The sequence below is a fragment of the Silicimonas algicola genome, assembly GCF_003148765.1.
Classification (GTDB): Bacteria; Pseudomonadota; Alphaproteobacteria; order Rhodobacterales; family Rhodobacteraceae; genus Silicimonas; species Silicimonas algicola.
This window is the reverse complement of sequence record NZ_QGGV01000011.1, coordinates 71726-87490: the sequence shown is the minus strand read 5'-3', so window position 1 is coordinate 87490 and position 15765 is coordinate 71726. Positions and strand designations below refer to the sequence as shown.

Annotated in this window: 8 protein-coding genes; all 8 read right to left on the bottom strand. The window is 68.5% G+C overall.

The window, feature by feature from the left end; translation table 11 throughout:
- The 8 genes from C8D95_RS18795 to C8D95_RS18760 all read right to left on the bottom strand — a co-directional run bounded on the left by C8D95_RS18795 (nt 1) and on the right by C8D95_RS18760 (nt 15561).
- The gene (locus C8D95_RS18795; protein WP_109760743.1) at nt 1–6435 is read right to left on the bottom strand and encodes a cupredoxin domain-containing protein; all 6435 of its coding nucleotides are present in this window, start codon (nt 6433–6435) and stop codon (nt 1–3) included.
- 225 nt (nt 6436–6660) lie between these two features.
- On the bottom strand, nt 6661–7314 hold the full coding sequence (locus C8D95_RS18790) for an HAD-IA family hydrolase (RefSeq protein ID WP_109760742.1): 654 nt from the start codon (nt 7312–7314) through the stop codon (nt 6661–6663).
- Between the two features lie 228 nt (nt 7315–7542).
- A complete protein-coding gene (locus C8D95_RS18785) occupies nt 7543–8694 on the bottom strand; it encodes a phosphotransferase (protein ID WP_109760741.1) in 1152 nt (383 codons plus the stop codon).
- Nucleotides 8691–9878 carry an aminoglycoside phosphotransferase family protein gene (locus C8D95_RS18780; RefSeq protein WP_109760740.1) on the bottom strand — a complete coding sequence of 396 codons (1188 nt, stop codon included), beginning with the start codon at nt 9876–9878 and terminating at the stop codon, nt 8691–8693. Before C8D95_RS18780 ends, C8D95_RS18785 begins: the two co-directional genes overlap by 4 nt.
- Nucleotides 9875–11635: an ABC transporter ATP-binding protein gene (locus tag C8D95_RS18775; protein WP_109760739.1), complete on the bottom strand. Its 1761-nt coding sequence runs from the start codon at nt 11633–11635 to the stop codon at nt 9875–9877. Before C8D95_RS18775 ends, C8D95_RS18780 begins: the two co-directional genes overlap by 4 nt.
- Nucleotides 11632–12804 (bottom strand): glycosyltransferase family 4 protein, encoded by a 1173-nt coding sequence (locus C8D95_RS18770; RefSeq protein WP_109760738.1) that lies wholly within the window; start codon nt 12802–12804, stop codon nt 11632–11634. Before C8D95_RS18770 ends, C8D95_RS18775 begins: the two co-directional genes overlap by 4 nt.
- Complete coding sequence (locus C8D95_RS18765) at nt 12804–14006, bottom strand: glycosyltransferase family 4 protein (protein WP_109760737.1); 1203 nt, start codon at nt 14004–14006, stop codon at nt 12804–12806. Before C8D95_RS18765 ends, C8D95_RS18770 begins: the two co-directional genes overlap by 1 nt.
- The gene (locus tag C8D95_RS18760; protein WP_126918583.1) at nt 13999–15561 is read right to left on the bottom strand and encodes a response regulator; all 1563 of its coding nucleotides are present in this window, start codon (nt 15559–15561) and stop codon (nt 13999–14001) included. The genes C8D95_RS18765 and C8D95_RS18760 overlap by 8 nt, the downstream gene beginning before the upstream one ends.
- Nucleotides 15562–15765: the final 204 nt, after the last annotated feature.

Genomic DNA, 15765 nt, shown 5'->3' with positions numbered 1-15765 from the left:
TCATTCGAGCCTGCACGACGTCACGCCCGCATCGGCCAGACTGCCTTGCGGAACCACGTCGAGCAGCCCCCAGATGCCGCCCGCCCGCAGGTGCGTCGGGCCGTCGTGCCAGAGATAGCACCCCTCCTGCACCGGCCGCGTCAGCGGCGCGGCGATGGCCTTGCCGGGCGCGATCAGCGCCGAATGCGGGAAACCGAAGCCGGGGAACAGGTCGTCGTAGTCCTGCGAGATCGTGACGAAGGCGTGCTGCCGCGCGCGCCCCGACGGCTCGAGGACGTTCATCGTGACTTCCTCCCCCGCCTCGGCCCGCAGGACGGGCATCGAGGTCGCCACCTTGGAGGGACCCCAGCCGCCCGCGCCAGCCGCCTCCTCGTCCGGCTGAAGCATCCAGAAGTCCGACGGGAAGGCCACGGCGTTCAGATCGCTGTCGGCCTCCAGCGCCATCCCGGGCACGGCGGGCGTGCCGATGTCGCGCAGACGGGCTTGGAACGGGGCGCTGTGATAGCTGACCCCCTGGTCGCCCCTGTCGTAGCTGTCGTCGCAGATCATGCAGTCCGGCGTGGCCTTGCTCGCCACGGCCACCCCGTCGCTGAACCGCCATTCGATCCCGCTCCGCTTGTCGTGAAGGTTGAGGCCATCCTGGAAGAACAGGACGAACGAGCGATGGCGACGAGATCCTCCCTCGGCACCCTTCGCCTGCGTCGTCGCAAGCCCATGCCCGGCTGCAATGGGCGCGGGCATCACGTCGTAGGAGGCGCCGGGCAGTTGCCAGGACTCCGAGCCATCGCCGAAGGTGTGATCCTGAGGCAGGACAAGGACCGACCCGATCAGCCCGTGGCCGCCGTGGCCGATCACGTCCCCGAACGGCTCGATCGGCACGGGGCCGAAGGCGTAGGGCATCCAGTGGACGATCTCGCTCGCGGTCTCGTCGCCGAGGACCGCGCGCGGATCGGCCGAAAGCTTGCCTGCGTAGAAGGTGATCCGCTCGGCGTTCGCGACACGGGGGAGAAAGCCGGTGACGCTTTCCGTCTCGTCGGTCTCGTCCGAGAAGGACACCGTGTCCCCCGCCGGCTGCAGCGCGCCCGTCGCGTTCCAGCCGAAGGGAAGGGCTATGCGTTGCGTGTGCGACAGCGTCGGCAGCGGGAAGCGGATCGCCAGCCGCGCCGAGGGCGTCACGTCGTGCTTCCGCGGGTCGGTGCTTTCGGCGTCGAGTTCGTAGATCGGCGAGGCGGTCTCCTCGCCGACATGGACCGCCGGATCGGTGTTGAGCGGCGTTATGGGCGGCATGAGGGCATCGCCCGGCCCGTCGCGCAGACCCGTCACAGCGTCGGCCGCCGTCTCGTATCCACCGCCTGACACGGCGACAACGTCGTCCTCGTCACCCGCTGGCTCGAGAAGGTTCACGACCTCCAGCGTCACGCAGTCGCCTGCCCGGACGGGAAGCACGTAGGGTTCCGCCGGCCGGTCTGCGTACATCGCTGCGATTGCGGCTTCGATGTCCGCGCGTGACGCGCCCTCCGTTACGAGATTGGGATCGAGAGCGACCATCATCAGGCCGTCCGGATCGAAGGTGTCGCGTCCGTAGGTCATGCCGTCCGCGCCGTAGACCTTCCGCGCCTCGATGGCGGCCACTGCGGCGTTCAAGCGCGGCGCATCCTCGGGACACTCGAGGAACAGCGCTTCGTCCTCCTCGAAGGACAGCATCGGCGCGCCTCGGGAGTGCCGCATCTCGCGGATCTCGCGAAGGCGCCAAAATACTTCTTTGGCGCATTCGTCGAACTCAGCCTCGTCCTTCCGCATGCAGGTGGTGAGGTCGGGGCTGTTTCCATTCCTGAAGACACGCAGAAGACCCCAGGCACCATTCCACAAAGCGTCCTGCGTCCCGAAGTCGTAGAGGTAGTCGGTGCTTTGGCGCTCAATGGTGCCATCCCGCGGTCTCACGCAACGGCCCGTCCGCTCTTCCGCGACTGAGCAACTTCCCAAGAGCTCCAATCCTTCACCGCTCAATCCGCTGGTCGAGAGAAGCTGGCGGAACGTGCCCGACACCTCGAAATGCTCCGAGATCCCGATCTCCTGCGCCGCGACATAGCCTTCGGCGTTCATGCACGTCGCAAGGGCCTCGTCCAGAGAAGCGAAGAAGAGCGTCACGTCGGACGGCGCTTCTGGCGCCATGCCGTCGTCGGGCAGCCGCCCCTCGAACCAGGCGCGGTAGAACTCCGGGTATCCCCTGTGCAGCGCCTCAAGCCGGTTGCACGCCTGTTTCGCCGTCTCGCTCGCGGGCGGCGCGCCGATGACGGGGGATGCCTGCGGAAACGGCTGGTCGAGGTTCCGCTTCCAGGCGTGTCCTGCGATGCCGAAGGTGTGCTGCACCTCCTGCGCGCCCTGGATCATGCGGATGTAGGTCGTCTCACCCGAATAGGTCTCGATCGGCAGCGTCGCCGGATCGCCATGAAGCGAGGACAGGAAGACGTTTGCCATGTCGCCTTCCTCGCCGCCGCGCTGGACGGCATAGCTGCACTCGTCCACGTCGCGGACGAAGGTGGCGTCGTCGTTGACCGCCTCATGCCCCTGCACGGGAAGCGTCGCGAGCGCGCAGTCGTCGTGGCTGCCGCTTTCCTTCGTTCCGATCCGAAGCGGGATCGGCTCGCCCCGGTAGTTGACGAGGTACGGGTCGTGGTGGTCGACCGAGATCGACTCGGGGCGCGCAGGCGCTGCGACGGGGCTGGCCAGCCGCCCGTCGTCCCGAAGCGAGGCCCTGGAGCGGTAGTCCTCGAGATGGAACGCAAGCTTGTCGGCGTCGGCCCCGTCCATCATGTCGGCAAGATCGGCGATGTGCGTGGCGGAATCGCCCGGACGTCCTGCCGCATTCCACGCCGGGATCGGGTCCGCGCCGTCGAACCGTCCTTCGGCATCGGACGCAAGAGCGCTGCCGCAAGTGCCATCCACGGCCTCCGCTTCGGTCCAGTGACGCGCCTCGCAGGCGAGCTTGGCGATCCCGGCGGCACTCGCGTCGTCGATCACGGCCTCGGCGTCGGTGTCGTAGTCGCGCGGATCATAGAGCAGCGCGAAGTCGGCGATGGAAATCGCGTATTCCCGAACGTCCGGATGAATCGGATCGGGCCCCGGCCAGTCGTCGCCCATGCCGGGCACGTCGTCGGCCAGAAGGACGCGATGCACGCCCACCATTACGTCGTTGTCCGTCTCGAGCGTGCCGAGATCGCCCGCGAACGAGCGGCACTCCGACGGCGCTCCGGCAGACACGAAGCCCGGCCGGCAGACGTCGTTGTCGCGCGGCTCGATGACGAGCGCGGTGTAGAACCCGTGCTGCTGGATCGAGGACGGGCCGAAGTGATCGTGCGAGAACACCGTGCGCAGCGTCCTGTCGCCCATGCCGTCGGCATCCTCGGGTCCGAGGTTGGACAGGATCGGATCGGCGAACCACCGCTGGACCGTCGTCTGGAACCAGTCGGGATGATCGCTTCGCTTCAGCGTCCACAGCTTGTGGTCCGCGAACTCCGGCAAGGCGCACCTCGGGTCGTCCTGTCCCGAGGTGCAGATCCGCGCCGCGACCTCATCGGGCGCGAAGGTGCCGTCTTCATAGTTGAACCCGTTGCCCGACCCGTCGGACGAGGTGACGTCGAACTTCACGAGGTGGATGTGCTGCCCGATTGTGTCGGTCGGCGTCTTCACCTGGAAATCGTCAAGCTCCAGCTCCTTCGGCAGCTCGTTCGTATGCCGGAACTCGATGCATTCCGAGCTGAACGCGCGGAAGAAGAACGGTTCCTCCCGGGCCGATACGAAAGGCGAGATGGGATCGGCGAGGCCGGAGTTGTTCGTCTTGTAGTCGTCCGACGTCGACGTCAGCACGTTGATGCGGGCCTGCGGATCGTGCCAGCCGGCTCGGTTCGTGACGAGGTCGAGCTGGACCGCCGAGGCCTCGTACCGGCGGAAGCCGCCCACGGCTGGATCGGTCCGGAACGGCTCGCCCGGCCACTGCAGGAACGGATCGTCGGTCTCGCTGCCGCGCGCGAGCCCCGGAGGTGCGCCGCAAGGATCGGCGAAGGGCGCGCCGGGTTTCGGCGCGGATCCATTGACCGTGAACAGCCCGGCGCCGGTCCGGTAGCCGCCTGCGGGATCGAAGGCCGCGGGCGTCCCGTCGGGGGCGCGCACGTCGATCGTCTCGCCGGTCGACCAGACGGTGCCGTCGTAGTGAAAGCCCATCGCGGCCCGCTCCAGCGGCGTGCCGTCCTGCGCGCGCGGCTCGAGCGTGATCGTCTCGAACTCGGCCGACATGTCGCCCAGAGCCAGCATCTTCGCCACGAGCTGCGAGGCCTGCGCGCCGTTCGCTGGTGGCGGATCGCCCGCATCCTCGACCCCGAAGCGCCGCGTGCCACCGGCGACGACGTGGCGCGACAGGCCGCCGTCCAAAATGTCGCCGCTCGTGACATCGCCTACGTCGCGGGTCGCGACCGCGAGATCGAGCGGTGCCTGCGGCGGACGGTGACCCGGCTTGCCGCCAACGAAGAACGGATACCCCGGGAAAGCCGCAGACGACTCGGCGGTCAGGTAGGGCTCCTCGTCCGGCGCGGCATAGGTCGGCAGCACGGGAAGGGGACGGGTCGGAAGCGGCACAAGTGCAGGCACCGGCGTGCCCTCGGCGTCGGCGATCCAGCGCCCCGTCTCGGGATCGACCGAACCGACGCGGGGGTCGCCCACCATCGCCTCGACCGAAAGGCCTGCCTCGGGCTGGCCGTCCGGAAGAAGACGCGTCCCGTCCTCGAGGACGTCGTGCACCCGCCAGAGCTCCCACATGCCTTGGGCGAAGTGCGGGTAGAGGTGACAGTGGAAGATGGAATCGCCCACGGTGCGATTGCGGTTGCCGCTGCCGTCGTTCTGCAACCAGTCGTCCTCCGGCCCCTCGTCATAGTACCCAAGGCCGCCGGAATAGATGTTGTAGGTGAACCCCTGCTGGGGCGCGACCGTCTGGCTGTCGAGATAGGCGCCCCGGTTCCCGTCGTTCCCGCCGAACCACTGGTGCGCGTGGAGGTGAAAGACGTGCGTCTCCTTCGGCCCGGCATGGAAGTTGCGGAAGAGGATCTCGTCGTTCAGATAGGAATGATGCACGTTCGACGGGTCGTCCGCATAGCGCTCCAGAAGGGCGGGATCGCCGTTCGCCCAACTCGTCAGGAAGAACTCCTCGTAGAGGCACTCGACGCACTCGGTCGCCGGTCCGATCCCCTTGCGGTTGGCCAGCAGGATCGACCCCATGCCGCTTGACCCATAGTTGATGGCAAAGCCGTCGCGGACCCCGGCAAGCTGCCCGTAGCGCTCAAGTTCCTCGAAAGCCTGCGTGTAGAAGGTCTTCAGCTCGTCATGGAAGAAGACCGAGAATTCCCGGAAACTGCGGTTCGCATCCGGCTCGTGGACGACGGCGTTCAGATCGGTGTGAACGATCTCCTGCGCTCCGCCGCCAGCGAGCCGGGTCATCGACAGGACCGGGATGCCGTCCACCTCGGCGTCGTAATCCACCTCGCCCGTCCGGCGGTGATCGCCCGTCGCCCGGCGCAGGGACGCATCGCTTTCCGTCAGCGTCCAGGCCGCGTCGAACGCCGCCTGCGAGACCTGGCTGCGGAACCACCGGCTGCCGCGCTCTTCCACGACGACCGCGCCGAACAGACCGTGCGTGATCGACCCGCCATCGCCTTCCCCGCCCGCGGGTGCGGCGTTGCTCGAAAAGAAGTAGGGCCCAACCCGATCGATCTCGTAGTAGCAGGTCACAGCTTCGCCCGGCGCGACCGCCGCGAGACCCCGGCAGACGGCGAGGTTCGTCGGATCGAGCCCGTCCGGCGCGACAGCGATCAGCCCCTCTATGGCGAAACTCATGCCGCGCGTGACCGGCCAGTCGGCGGACCCCGGCGCCGCATCCTCCGGATCGGCACCCGCCGTTCCGTCGAGGCAGGCCGCTTCGTGATGCGCCAGCCGGTCGTCCGGCCCGGCGCTGACGGCGTCGCGGACGTTCTTTGCAAGACTTCCCTCTTGAAGGTGCGCCCCGCGGCAGAAGGTTTCGGAATGTCCCGGCTGCCCCGGTCGCAGAAGGTTCGTGACCTGAAGGGCGAGGAGGTCGCCTTCGTTCGCCCGCAGGACCAGCGGGCGCGGCCGCTTGCAGTCACGCAAGCGGACAGCTCCCGCGTCGAGGGGCGAGAGCGCCCTGTCGGTTCCGGTGTCTTCTGCGCAATCCGCCGCAGTGATCCGCACAGGCACCGTGTCGGCGGGGATCAGATCGCGGCGCAGGGCGAACAACATTCCGAAGGGATTGTAGGAGCCGAAGCGGTTGTAGACGATCACCTGCTCGAAGGCCGCAACATCGGCGCAGACAAGCCGTCGCTCGAAGCCTTCGACTTTGGCACTTGCAGGCAGAGTGTCGCAAAAGTCCAACTCTGCGTCCGCCGCCTGGGCAGGACTCGCGATAATTAAAAAAATGAAACATAACAATACGTTCGCGAAGCGGATCATGACCACCACTCCTTCGCCGGACTATCTGAGGCAAGGAAACACTAGCACGAAGCGATCAGGCGCTGGCGGTATATTTCCGTCGCGTCCTCAGGTTTCGTTAAACATCCGTGAATGGGAGCGCGCGGCGAAGGCCGTGCATGTCACGGCTCAGGCAGAGGCGAGGAGACCCTCGACGATGGCGGGAAGCTCGGCGTGGTGGTCGAAGGCCGCCGCATGCGGAATGCTCTCGACGGGCGTGCGACGATATCCGCCCGTGAACAGAAGGAAGGGAACGCCGGCCCTTTGCGCCGTCTCGGCATCCACCTCGCTGTCGCCGACGTAAAGGCACGGGCCCTCGCCCAGGTCGGCGAAGGCGGCGAGAAGCGGCGCGGGATCGGGCTTGCGCCCGAGGGGGTTGTCGCCACCCCAGACGGTGCCGAACAGCTCCCCCATCCCGAGGTGTGCCAGCACGGCCATGCAGGGGCTGCGCAGCTTGTTGGTGCATATCCCGAGCTGGTGGTGCGACGAGAGTGTGGCAAGCATGTCCCTCACGCCCGGATAGACTTCCGTCAGCGTCACGGCGTCGTCGTAGCGCGAGACGACGTCCGCCAGCAGGCGCTCCTGTTCGCTGTCAGGGATGCCACGCGCGGCGCGCATCTTTGCGACAAAGACATGGATGCCCTCGCCGATGAACCCATGCGTTTCTTCAAGCGTGACGGGCGCTGCACCTACGCTCTTCAGCGCGGCATTGGCGATCCCCTGGATGTCCCGCGCGCTGTCGATCAGCGTGCCGTCGAGGTCGAAGACGATGCGCGCGCTCACGGCTGCACAGGTGAGGTTGGGGCTTCGGTGCGATGGCGGATCGAAAAACGAAACAATTGGAGAGGTTCCACGCGGTTTGTCATCCTTTGGTCAGATTAGTTGACTGTCTGCCGGATATGAGAACCGACGCACCCCCCCATGATTTCAGAAGGCCCCGACCGCATCAACGTCGGGCTTGTCCTGTCAACGGGACCTGGCGAGGCGCCCGTGTCTCGCCGCGCTTCGACCTCAGGCCCCGGCGAGGCGCTCGAATATCGCCTCGATGCGCGAGGCGGCCTCGGCGCAGGGCCGCTGCGCGTGGAACCGGGCGAGGCGCAGGGCGACAGCGTCGAGGCACCAGCCGAACGCGGGACCCGCAGACAGGACGATCTCACGCGTGGCCGCCTCGACCGTGGCGGTCGCAACCAGACCCTCGGCCTCGGCCTGCCACAGGCGGCCGTAGAGCTGCGCGAGGTCGTAGTCGGGCGGCCCCAGGGACACGCTCTCGGTGTCGATCAGGGTCGTTCGGCCGCCGTCGAGGAAGATGTGCTCGAGCTTGACGTCTGCGTGGATCGGGCGTGAGCCAAGGCGGGGCCGCCCCTCCGCCAGACGCGCGAGGATCCGCGCGGCGGCGGCAAGGCAGGCGGGCACGGTCGCCGCAACAAGGTCCACGCAATCGGCCGACCTTTCCAGGATGACCTTCCGTGTCATGTGCCGCTCGGGCGTCGGCGCGAGGGTCTGAAAGCGCCGCAGCGCATCGAGGCTCTGAAGCACAGGTTCGACGCCGCCCCGCGCCAGAAGGATATCGAGCGGCGCGCCTCGTGCCTCGCCATAGGCGATGGCCGACAGCGACGCGTCCGTCGCGACCACGGGCGCGACCGATAGCGGTCCGCCGGCAAGGGCCTCGGCAATCCGGCGGTTCGCCGGGGCGAGAAGTTGGGGGTCGGCGTCCGCGAGGATCTTGACGTAGACAGCGCCGCCTCCCGCCCGTTCGCAGCGGAAGGTGCAGGAGAGGCCGGGGCGATAGCGGACGACGCGGGGCGCGCCGGCGGGTGTCCCGCCGATCAGTGCGGGTGCGCGGGCCCCGTAGTCCTTCAGAAAGAGACGCACCTGCGGCAGTCGGTGATCGTTCGGAAAGGCCTCGTACAATGCGCCCGACACCTCGTCATAGGTCGCGGCTTCCGTGCGCGCCGCCAGACGCCGCGCCTTGTCGCCTTCGAAGAACCAGGCCGACCCCTGCCCCGTGCCGGACGGCCCGGTGGCGAGGTGGAGGACCGCGCGCTTTCCCGCGCGATAGCGAAGCCGCACAAGCGACGCCTCGTCCGTCCCGGCGATGCGCTTGAGCGCATCGGCTCCAAGGGCGGAAAGCCCCGGAAGCCCGGCATCCGCGATTGCGATCACGCCGCCGCCTCGTCGATCAGGCGACGCACGGCCGCAGCCGGTGCGGAGGTAAAGGCGCGGATCATCGCAAGCCGCAAAAGGGCCGCGGAGCGCCAGAGGCCGATCCCTCGCAGGTCGAGCGCCGCGCGGAGCGGACGCTCGTCCACCCCGGCCAGGCAGAGGTGCGCGAGCAGGTTGCCGGGGTCGAGGGCCGGGTGGGCGCGCGAGAGCGTGTCGAAATCGAGGATGCCCGCGACCCCGCCGGCCAGCAGAATCTGTTTCTCGTGCAGGTCCCTGTGACACAGGACAAACTCTGTGTCGCTGCGCGCAAGTGCGTCGCATGCCTTCGCCACCGGCGTCTCCAGCCTCTCCGCCAGATCGGGCAAATAGACCCGGCACCGGCCCAACCACTCTTCCAGAAGCTTCGCCTCGTCGCTGCCGCCGTGCTTGGGCAAATCCTCGACGCCGAGACCGCGCAGCGTCTCGAGGGCACGGGCGATGGCCTCTGCACCGTTGCGCCCGAAGGCGGCAGGCTGTCCGGGAAGCGCGCTGAAAAGCGCGACGCCCAGGTCGGGCGACGCCCCGAGCGGCTGGGGTATACGCAGCGCCGCATCGGGTCCGAGCGCGCGCCAGAGGGCGGCATGGCGGGCCAGCCGACCGCCGCCTTCGCCGCCCTTGACGACGGACAGACGAGCGTAGAGGTCGCCCTGCCCGGTCCCGATCCGCAGGACGGCGCGCTTGCCCAGACGGTGCGCCACGAGGTCGACCGTGACCTGTCCCGGATCGCATCCGGTCAGCTCTGCAACCACCCGGCGCGCACCCTCGGCGTCGTAGAGAAGCCGCAGACCAGACAGCCGCTCGTCGAGGCCCGGCTGCCTCCAGACCAGCCCCAGCACCTCATCGGCGAGAATGGCCGCGCGCGTCAGTCCGGCCCGCTGACCGTGCCGCGACTTCCGAAGGCTCGCCGCGACCTCGGAGGCATGAAGCATCGTTCCCGTGCCGCAGTCCTCGGCGAAGAGCGTGCGCGTTTCGCCCGACCTGAGCGTCGCCGCATAGGTCAACTGCACCGGGCGACGCGAGGGGAAATGAACGCGGTCCAGCCGCAGCCCGGCCGGAACCTCGCCCAGAAGCGGCGCGACGTCTTGGGGCGGCACGCTTCGCCATGCCTCGATCCGTTCGACCGGACGCTCCAGCACCGCGCTCATGCCGACAGGATCCGGCTGTTGCGGGGATACTCGACGAACTGCCCGTCCTCGATCCGCACCACGCGGCTGGCCAGCGACAGCGTCAGCGCGTCGTGCGCGATGAGGAATGTCGTCCGCCCCGCCGCCGCCCGTCGCAGGCCGCCCAGAAGGCTTCGCGCGGTCGCAGGGTCAAGACCCGTCAACGGTTCGTCGAGGATCAGGATCGGCGCGTCGCGCAGCACCGCCCGCGCGATGGTGATGCGCTGGCGCTGCCCGCCCGACAGGGTCTCGCCCCTCTCGCCCAGAACGGTGTCATAGCCCTCGGGCAGGAGCCTGATGAACCCGTCCGCCTCGGCCTCGCGCGCCGCCGCGACGATCTCGTCCTCGGTGGCATCCAGGCGGCCGTAGGCGATGCTGTCGCGTACTGTCGTCCCGAAAAGAACGCTGTCCTGAAGCACGACCGAGATGTTTCCGCGCAGTGTGTCCAGCGTGAACTCGCGGATGTCGTGTCCGTCGATCCGGACCGAACCCTCCTGCGGATCGTAGAACCGCATGATGAGGCGCGTCGCCGACGACTTGCCGATCCCCGACGTGCCGACGATGGCGACGATCTCGCCCGGATTGAGGTTCAGATAGGCGTTCCGGAGAACCGGCGGCGATCCCGGATAGGCGAAGGTGACGTTCGCAAAGCCGACCCGCCCGGCCAGAAGACCGGCATCGACCGCGCCGGGCCGTTCGGCGACCTCGGGCGACAGGTCGAAGATCTCGAGAAGCCGCTCGCCCGACGCGGTGGCCTTGGCCACGCGCGCCGTCATCGCCGCCATCTTCCGTACGGGCTTGTAGAGCGTCGAAAGATAGGCGGTGAAGACGAGAAGGTCACCCGGGCTGATGGCCCCGCTACGCACCCGGACGACGCCGTACCAGAGAACGAGCGCCGTCCCGAGCGCCAGGATCACCTGCGTCACCCGGTCCATGTTCGCCGCCAGACGCGTGGTCACGACGCCCGCCTCGGCGGACGAGTTGTTCTGCTTGGCGAAGCGGCTTTCCTCATAGGCCTCGCGGGCGAACCCCTTCACCACGTCGATGGACGAGATGCCCTCGGTCATCACCACGGCGATCTTGCCTTCCTTCCGGCGCTGCCTGCGAGCCGCCCCCCTGATCCGGCCGCCGAAGTGGCGCGTGACCAGCCAGAGCGCCGGCAGGATCGCCAGCGCCGACAGGGTCAGTCGCCAGTCCATCCACGCCATGACGCCCACCGTCGCCCCGATGACGAGGACGCGCGCCGCGAAGAACACCACCGCGTCGATCAGAAGATCGCGCATCATCCGCACGTCACCCGTCAGCCGGGCGATGATGTCGCCAGACGAGGCGGTGTCGTGGAACGAATGCGATAGCCGCTGGACGTGGCGATAGAGGTCGAGCCGGATCTGGGCCACGACCTTCTGCCCGACCGACGCGATCAGGTAGGCCTGCGCAAAGCCCGCCGCACCGCCGACCAGCGCTATGGCGAGAATGGCGAACGCGGTGGCGGCCAGCAGGCCATCGCCGGTACCGAATGTCGCGGTCATCCAGCCGGTCACCGGATCGGTGTCGGGTCGCGGCATCAGGATTCCGTCGAAGACGACCTTCAGGGGCCAGGGCCGCGCCACCTCGGACGCCGCGACGCCGATGAGCGCCAGACCTCCCAGGACCAGCCTCCGGCGGTGCGGCCGCAACTGCGGCGCCATGCGTCGGACAAGACGCCAGAGCGCGTCTGATCGCAGCGGATCCCGGCTCATGCGGCCACCGTCCGCAGTCCGGCGAGGGCGACCACACGCCGTGCGTTGTCGGTCCAGTCGTGCCGTCTCCCAAGGTCCGCCGCCGCCATCGACATGACGCGTCGCCGCACGGGGTCGGCGCAGAGGTCCGCCATGCCGCGCGCCAAAGCCCCGGCGTCGCCGGGCGGAAGAAGGATCGCCGCCTCGGACCCGGCCAGAAGCTCTGCCGTCTGGCCGATGTCGCTGGCCAGCACCGGGCTTCCGACGGCGAGGTATTCATAGAGCTTGAGGGGCGAGAAGTAGTGCGTGTCGGACACCGGGTAGGGCGCGGTCGCGACGTCCATCCGGGCGATGAGCGACGGCAACCTTGCATGGTCGACCCACCCCGCCAGCGTCACCGCCTCGCCGAGGGTCGCGCCCGCGACGAACCCCTCGATCCAACCCGCTTTCGGCCCGTCGCCGCAGATCAGCAGATGCGCCCTCGGCTCGACCGCCCGGAACAGGCGGAAGGCCTCGAGCAGGGTATCGACCCCGTGCCACATCTTGAGCGAGCCGGTGAACCCCACGACGAAGGCGTTGTCCGGTATCCCCGCCACCTCGGCCGGCGGCACGTCGGGTCGGAAGTGCCGGGTGTCGACCGCGTTGCCGATGACGTGGACGCGCCCCGACGCCGCTCCTGCACAGACAAGATATTCCGCGACCTGGGACGACACCGCCGCAAGGGCCGTCGATCCCGCCAGCACCTCGGCCTCGAGGGCGCGGGCCTCGGCGTCGCACACGAGGCTGCGGAACGCGGCCTGTTCCATCACGAGAGGCGCGTTGACCTCTGTCACCACCGGCAGACCCAGACGCCGGGCGGCGCGGACGCCTGCGGCGGACCAGAGCGAATAGCGCTCATAGATCATGTCGAAGGGCCATTCGCGGTAAAGCGACATCAGGCGCGCCTCGATCGCCTCGGCCTGACGCATCGCCGCGCGCTCCTTGTCGGCCCGGTCAGCGCCCGACCCGGTCTGCGGCACCTCCTCGACCCAAAGACCCTGCCCATCGCCGTCGCCGCGCCGCGCCGTCAGCGCGCGGACATCGTGGCCGACGGTGACGAAGGCGCGCATCATCTCCTGGATGTGGATCGACGCGCCCTTTTCGCCGAAGACGGGGATGCCGCGATCGGCCGAGACATAGGCGATCCGCATCACGCCGCCTCCCGCGAGGGCCGCGCCGGGTCGAGAAGCAACTCCCGCAGCCGCGCCGCGTTGGCGGTCAGATCGAACAGACGCTCGGCCCGCAGACGCCCGGCCCGTCCCATGCGGCGCGCGGTCTCGCGGTCGGACAGGACATCATCGAGTGCCTCGGCCAACGCGCCGGGATCGTTCGGCGCGCAGAGCCTTCCGGTCACGCCGTCTTCGACGATCTCGGGCCCGCCCGAAACGGTCGTCGTCACCACGGGAAGCCCGCGTGCCATCGCTTCGAGAAGCACCGTCGGCAGCCCGTCGCGGTCGCCCGAGTCCGTCACCACGCAGGGCAGAACCGCAACCTCTGCCTCGGCCATCAGGCGGATCAACTCCTCCTGTGGCAGGGCACCCTCAAGCCGGATTTCTTTTGACAACTCAAGGCGTTCTATCGTCGAGCGAAGGGAGGACTCCAGGGGGCCCGATCCCACGATAGACAGATCGAAGGCCCGGCCACGGTCGCGAAGCCTGCGGCAGGCCTCGACCAGAACGTCGAAGCCCTTCTTCGGCACCAAACGCCCTACGGCGATCATTCGTCCGGGCACCTGCGTCGCGGCAGATACGGGCCGGAAGGCCGACAGGTCGATACCGTTGTAGAGCCGCACGACCCGCGCCTCGGGACAAAGCGACGTCAGGTAGCGCGCGTTGTAGTCCGACACGGTGGCGACGAAAGCGGCTGCGCGCAGTTTCGCGCGCCGCATGGCCGCGTCTGCCTCCGGCGTGACATAGGTGTGGAAGATGTCGCGTGCATGTGCGGTGAACGAGAAGGTGCCACCCATCCGGCGCGCCGCGAGACAGGCCACGGTGGTCGCGTCAGACCCGAAATGCGCGTGCAGATGCGAGATGCCTAGCCGCGCAGCCTCTCCCGCCACGACCTCCGCCTTGGCCATGAGCGCGCCGACCTCCGCTGCCGACCGGCCCGAAAAAAGAGCCGCGTCGCCCGGAGCGGGTGAGGCGTCGCAGCCCTTGCCCACCGATTTCAGCACATGGACCCGCGCCTTGAGGTCCAACAGTCGCGCGTGCCGCGGCTCGTCCGGCGGGGACAGCAGGCTGAAGACATGGACCTCGGCCCCTGCCGCCTCATGGGCGAGGAGCTCGTTCAGGATGAAGGTCTCGCTGAAACGCGGGAAGCGCTTCAGCACATAGGCGATGCGTGGCTCAGGCATGGGCGCGTTCCTCGGTGAGGGGGGTGCGGACGTCTGCGATCATGGCGGCGAGGACGCGCGCGGCGGTCGTCACCCCGTCCGACTTGAGACGATGAGGAGGCACGCGGGGGGGCGGCTCGGACATGAGCCGCGCGAGAGCTTCGGGTGTCAGGTCCTCGCGCCTCAGGTAACGGGCGAGGCCCTGCCGCTCCAGCGCCTCGGCGCGCAGACGCTGCTCGGACGAAGGTCCCAGCCGAGGCACGGTGACGATCGGGCAATCGAGCGCCAGCGCCTCGTTGATCGAATTGTAGCCGGTCATCGTGACCAGAAGGTCGGCGCCCTCCATCATGCCGGGCAGGTCCGGGACATGCTCGAGCACCGTCACGCCGGTGACGGTGCCGAGCCGCCTCGCCTCGGACTTCAACTCCTCGTCCATCAGGGGGCCGGTCACGACGATGAGATGGGGTCGGCGGCGGACAGGTAGCGTGCGGACCGCCTTGATCGCGGCCTCTATGAGGGGATACGCATCCCGTCCGCCGCCACCGGAGACGACGATCCTCGACGGTGCCGCGGGGAAGGCGGGGCGGACACGCGTGCGGACCGTGGTGACGACACCGCATTCGGTGACGGCCCCCGGTTTGAGCAGGTCCAGGCCATAGGCTTCGGCACTTGGGAAAAAGCGCCGGTCGCCATAGACGAGGACGTGATCGTAACTCTCTGAAATCAGGCGATCCGTGCCGGATTGCGCCCAGCCCGACCTGGTGCGGGCGGGATCGTCGAGGATGTCGCGCAACCCGAGCACCGTCCGGACCCGGCCGCGCTCCCGAAGCGCGCCCAGGATCGGCACCAGCTCCTCCATCGCACCGGCGGGCTCGTGGTCGACGAGAAAGAGGTCGAGCTCGATGGTGGTCAGCACGCCCTCGATGATCCGCGACCGCATGGCGCGCGTCGTCTCGGGGTCGATTCGCAGCGATCCGGCCTGGTAGGCTCCCCGCCCCAGCTTGGCGAGCGAGGGAAGCTTGACGTAGTCGATGCCGGGATGCGGCTCGAAGACCATGCCCGCCGGGCAACCGACCAACATCAGGACCGATACGCCGGGTACCTGCGCCACCAGTTCGCGCGCGATGGCCGAGTTGCGGCGCATATGGCCGAGCCCGATGGTGTCGTGCGAATACATCACCACCGATGGCCCGGCGGACGCCGACCCGCCGGGCGCCGCAGGCCGCGTCAAGGCGCCCACGAGCTCGCGCAGACGCGACAGCGCGAAGGGCTTCGACAGGAACGCCGCGACCGTCAGGCCTTCGGCACGGGCGCGGTTCGCGACGCTGTCTTGTCCCGTCATGACGATCACGGGCGTCCCGTGCAGGATCTCGGACGCCTCGCCCAGCACGTCGAGGCCATCGCCGTCGCCGAGAGAGATGTCGGCGATCACGAGGTCGAACCCGCCCCGGCGAAGCGCCTCGCGCGCCGTGGCGGCGGAGGGCGCATGAATGACCTCGGCCCCGGTCTTTCTGAGCGAGAGCGCGATGTTCCGCGCCAGCACCGGTTCGTCCTCGGCAAGAAGTATGCGTGTCATCCCGACCTCGTGTGTTTCGCGGACAGGATGGCAGCGGGCGACCCGCGGCAGGAGAGCGGCAAGCCCCGCGACTGGGGCAAAGCGCCCGCCGGGTTTGGGCGAAATCCCCCAGGAGGTCGTCAGGCCAGGACGGCGCCCGGCAGACCTCCGCCGTCATCTTTAGGGGGATATGCCCCGAATCCGACGCCTATAACCTCGGTTGAT

What these genes read in the sequence shown, in the direction of transcription:
- C8D95_RS18780 (WP_109760740.1), bottom strand. Translation starts at nt 9,878, where the DNA reads ATGAGCGCGGTGCTGGAGCGTCCGGTCGAACGGATCGAGGCATGGCGA.
- C8D95_RS18775 (WP_109760739.1), bottom strand. Translation starts at nt 11,635, where the DNA reads ATGAGCCGGGATCCGCTGCGATCAGACGCGCTCTGGCGTCTTGTCCGA.
- C8D95_RS18770 (WP_109760738.1), bottom strand. Translation starts at nt 12,804, where the DNA reads ATGCGGATCGCCTATGTCTCGGCCGATCGCGGCATCCCCGTCTTCGGC.
- C8D95_RS18765 (WP_109760737.1), bottom strand. Translation starts at nt 14,006, where the DNA reads ATGCCTGAGCCACGCATCGCCTATGTGCTGAAGCGCTTCCCGCGTTTC.
- C8D95_RS18760 (WP_126918583.1), bottom strand. Translation starts at nt 15,561, where the DNA reads ATGACACGCATACTTCTTGCCGAGGACGAACCGGTGCTGGCGCGGAAC.